This is a genomic window from Cellulomonas sp. A375-1, from assembly GCF_001040865.1.
Lineage (GTDB): Bacteria > Actinomycetota > Actinomycetes > Actinomycetales > Cellulomonadaceae > Cellulomonas > Cellulomonas gelida.
The window spans coordinates 1-4410 of the sequence record NZ_LFKW01000051.1 but is presented as its reverse complement, the minus strand read 5'-3'; the positions used below and the strand labels follow the sequence as shown (position 1 = coordinate 4410).

The window sequence follows — 4410 nt, the reverse complement described above, 5'->3', positions numbered from 1 at the left end:
GGCGGCGGTCGCCGCGAGCGTCGGGAGCGTTCGTCGGACCGGTGCGCGTGCGCCGTCGCGAGGGGCCTCGGGACGCTCGTCGGCGGGCTCGTCGGACGCTCCCGTGCGGGCCGCGGCGGCGGCGACCGGGACGCCGCTCGAGGTGCTGCGGCGCGTGTGGGGGTACGACGAGTTCCGCGGGGACCAGGCGCAGATCATCGACGCGGTCGTCGGCGGCGGGGACGCGCTCGTGCTCATGCCGACCGGTGGCGGCAAGTCGCTGTGCTACCAGGTGCCCGCGCTCGTGCGCGAGGGCACGGGCGTCGTCGTCTCGCCGTTGATCGCGCTCATGCAGGACCAGGTGGACGCGCTGTCGGCGCTCGGCGTGCGGGCGGGGTTCCTCAACTCGACGCAGCAGGCTTGGCAGCGGCGCGAGGTCGAGGAGGCCTACCTCGCGGGCGAGCTCGACCTGCTGTACCTGGCACCCGAGCGCCTCAACGTGCCGGACACGATCGACCTGCTGGACAGCGGGACGGTCGCGCTGTTCGCGATCGACGAGGCGCACTGCGTGTCGCAGTGGGGCCACGACTTCCGGCCGGACTACCTGCGCCTGTCGATGCTGCACGAGCGCTGGCCCGACGTGCCGCGCATCGCCCTGACGGCCACCGCCACCGCCGCCACGCACCGGGAGATCGCGCAGCGCCTGCAGCTCGAGGACGCGCAGCACTTCGTCGCGAGCTTCGACCGGCCCAACATCCAGTACCGGATCGCCCCGAAGGACAACCCGCGCGCGCAGCTGCTCGAGCTGCTGCGCGCCGAGCACGACGGCGACTCCGGGATCGTCTACTGCCTGTCGCGCGCGTCGGTCGAGCAGACGGCCGAGTACCTCGTCGGGCAGGGCATCTCGGCGCTGCCGTACCACGCGGGTCTCGACCGGCAGGTGCGCGCGCACAACCAGGCGCGGTTCCTGCGCGAGGACGGGATCGTCATGGTCGCGACCATCGCGTTCGGCATGGGGATCGACAAGCCGGACGTCCGGTTCGTCGCGCACCTGGACCTGCCCAAGTCCGTCGAGGGCTACTACCAGGAGACGGGGCGTGCGGGGCGTGACGGGCTGCCGTCGACCGCCTGGATGGCGTACGGGCTCGCGGACGTGGTCCAGCTCCGGCGGCTCATCGACACGTCCGAGGGGGACGCCGCGCACAAGCGCCGTCTCACGCAGCACCTCGACGCGATGCTCGCGCTGTGCGAGACGGTGTCCTGCCGGCGCGTGCAGCTGCTCAACTACTTCGGCCAGACGGCCGAGCCGTGCGGCAACTGCGACACGTGCCTGACCCCGCCGGTCACGTGGGACGGCACGGTCGCGGCGCAGAAGCTCCTGTCCACCGTGGTGCGCATGGCGCAGCGCGGCCAGCGGTACGGCGTCGGGCACGTGGTCGACGTGCTGCGCGGCAAGCGCACCCCGCGCGTCGCCCAGCTCCGGCACGACGAGCTGTCCACGTTCGGAGTCGGCGCGGACCTGTCGGACGCCGAGTGGCGCGGGGTCGTGCGCCAGCTGATCGCGGCCGAGCTGCTGGCCGTCGACACCGAGGGCTACGGCACGCTCCAGCTCGTCGAGGCGTCCGGCGACGTGCTCAAGGGCACGCGCACGGTGGCGATGCGGCGCGAGCCGGAGCGGACCCGACGACGGTCGTCGTCCGGCTCCTCCTCCGGCGGCTCGTCGACCTCGAAGGCCGCCGCAGACCTGGACGGCGACGCGCTCGAGCTGTTCGAGAAGCTGCGCGCGTGGCGCGCGGGTGCGGCCAAGGAGCAGGGCGTGCCGGCCTACGTGGTGTTCCACGACGCGACGCTGCGCGACATCGTGCTGCGCCGCCCGTCGTCGATCGAGGAGCTCGGCACCATCGGCGGCGTCGGCGCGACGAAGCTCGACCGCTACGGCGAGGGCGTGCTGGCGACGCTCGCCGGCTGAGGCACCGGACCCCGCAGCCCGCGTGTCGTTGCTGCCGGAAACGATTCGCCCGGTTGTCCACGTCGTCGTCCGGTCCGCAGCCTGGACGGACACCGCTCCCGCCGGTGTCCAGTCCTGCGGCGACGAAGCCGCGCAGATGAATCAGGGTGATCCGACATGACACGGCACCGCACCATCCTCCGGACCGGGCGAGGCCTCGCCGCGGTCGTCGTCACAGCGATAGCACTGGCCGTGGTCCCGAGCGCTGCGCAGGCGCACGGAGGTCTCACCGACCCCGCGACCCGCACGTGGGCCTGCTACCAGGACGGCCTGGCAGGTGGGGCCGCCGCCGGCGAGGCCGGCAACATGAAGCCCCGCAACGCGGCGTGCGTCAACGCCTTCACCAACGAGGGCAACTACTCGTTCTACAACTGGTACGGCAACCTGCTCGGCACGATCGCGGGCCGCCACGAGACCATCCCCGACGGCAAGCTGTGCGGGCCGGACGCGCGCTTCGCCTCGTACAACACGCCGTCGACCGCGTGGCCCACGACGAAGGTCTCGCCCGGTCAGCAGATGACCTTCAAGTACGCGGCCGTCGCGCGGCACCCCGGCTACTTCACGACGTGGATCACCAAGACCGGCTGGAACCAGAACGAGCCGATCGGCTGGGACGACCTCGAGCCGGCGCCGTTCGACCGCGTGCTGAACCCGCCGCTGCGTGAGGGTGGCGTCGCCGGGCCCGAGTACTGGTGGAACGTCAACCTCCCGTCGAACAAGACGGGCAAGCACGTGCTGTTCAACATCTGGGAGCGCACGGACAGCCCCGAGTCGTTCTACAACTGCGTCGACGTCGACTTCGGCGGCGGCACCTCGACGCCGACACCGACGCCCACCCCGACGCCGACTCCGACCCCCACGCCCAACCCGACTCCGACCCCGACGCCGACACCCACCCCGTCGCCCACGCCGGCGCCCACCGGCACGCCGAACACCAGCCCGTCCCCCGTCGTGACCAGCACGCCGACGCCCGTTCCGGACGGTCAGTGCGAGATCGAGGTCGGCGTGGTCAGCTCCTGGCCCGGCGGCTTCCAGGGCAACGTCACCGTGTTCAACGGGACGATGCAGCCCGTCAACGGGTGGAACGTGACCTGGAAGTTCGGCAACGGCGAGACCGTGCAGCAGGCCTGGAACGCGGTGACCACGCAGTCCGGCACCACCGTCACGGCGAAGAACGTCGCCTGGAACGCGACGATCGCGCACCACAACGCGGTGTCGTTCGGCTTCATCGGCTCCGGCACGGCGGGCCCCGTGACCGCGGCGACGCTCAACGGCAGCACCTGCATCATCCGCTGACGCCCGGCCGCCCGACGAGGTCGGCAGTCCGCACCGAGATCGGCACTCACCACTGCCGACCTCGCGCGGGACTGCCGACCTCGTCGGCGCGCCTGGGCGCGGCGGCGGGTCGCGTGGTCGGGCTCAGTCGGTGGGGCGGCGCTTCTGCGGGTACGGGGTGCGGCCCTCGGCGAGGTCGGCGACGAACGTCGCGATGCGCCGGGCCCGGGTCTCGGCCCGCTTGGCCTGACCGATCCGGTGCAGCACCGAGAAGCGGTTGGCGGACGTCAGGACGTCGAACCACGCCCGGGCGGCGGGCACTGCGTCGAGTGCCTGCGCCAGGTCGTCGGGCATCTCGATGCTCGCCGGGCCGCGGTAGGCGGCGTCCCACCGGCCGTCGGCCTGCGCGGCGGCGACCTGCGCGCGCCCCGCGTCGTGCATCCGACCGTCACGCTCGAGCTGCGCGACGCGTTCGACGTTGACCGCCGACCACACGCTGCGCGCGCGGCGCGGGGTCATGCGCTGGAAGCTGCTGTGCTCGTCGCGCCTCCGCCCCTGCCCGTCGATCCAGCCGAAGCACAGTGCCTCCTCGACGGCCTGCACATAGGTCAGCTCGGTGACGGTGCCGCCCTTCTTGTGCAGGACGAGCCACACCCCGGTCGGCTGGGCGTGGTGCTCGGCGAGCCAGGCGCGCCACGCGCGCGCGTCGGGGAGCAGCAGCTCAGGAAGGTCGTCAGCCACCCGCGTCATCCTGCCGTCCACCACCGACACCGCGTCACGTGGTGAGGGTGCGCAGGATCTCCTCGGCGCGGTCGTCGCGACCGGCAGCGCGCAGGGTGGCGACGAGGCTCGAGGCCGCCTCGGTGCGCTGGTTGCGTTGACGGGCGATGCCGAAGCCCTCGACGGCGGACTCGAGGTTCCAGAGCGCGTCGTCGACGTTGCCCAAGGAGTCGTGCAGCCGCCCCGCGAGCCAGAAGGCGTGGGCCGCGTCGGCCACCGCACCGGCTCCCGCGTAGGACTCGGCGGCACGCGCGGCCCTGTGCGCGGCCTGCGCCGCGTGGTCCGGCCCGCTCGAGGCGAGCACGCGGGCGGCGGTGTCGTCGAGGTCCGCGCGGGCACGGGCGCGCGCGGCGGCGACCCGACCCGCG

The 4410-nt window shown here is 73.0% G+C and carries 3 protein-coding genes and 1 pseudogene; 2 read left to right on the top strand and 2 right to left on the bottom strand.

Annotated elements, in window-relative coordinates; all coding sequences use genetic code 11:
- Both recQ and CWIS_RS05840 read left to right on the top strand, forming a co-directional pair.
- Window positions 1–1948 (top strand): DNA helicase RecQ (gene recQ / locus CWIS_RS05845; RefSeq protein ID WP_369796493.1); only part of this gene is annotated, 1948 nt, incomplete at its 5' end.
- A 156-nt stretch (window positions 1949–2104) separates the two neighbouring features.
- Window positions 2105–3283 (top strand): lytic polysaccharide monooxygenase, encoded by a 1179-nt coding sequence (locus tag CWIS_RS05840; RefSeq protein WP_048342322.1) that lies wholly within the window; start codon window positions 2105–2107, stop codon window positions 3281–3283.
- A gap of 123 nt (window positions 3284–3406) precedes the next feature.
- Here CWIS_RS05840 and CWIS_RS05835 read toward each other — a convergent pair whose 3' ends face one another.
- Window positions 3407–4003, bottom strand: a complete 597-nt coding sequence (locus CWIS_RS05835; protein ID WP_156186569.1) for a YdeI family protein — start codon at window positions 4001–4003, stop codon at window positions 3407–3409.
- Between the two features lie 34 nt (window positions 4004–4037).
- Window positions 4038–4410, bottom strand: a pseudogene (locus CWIS_RS18650) (hypothetical protein); the annotation flags it as partial.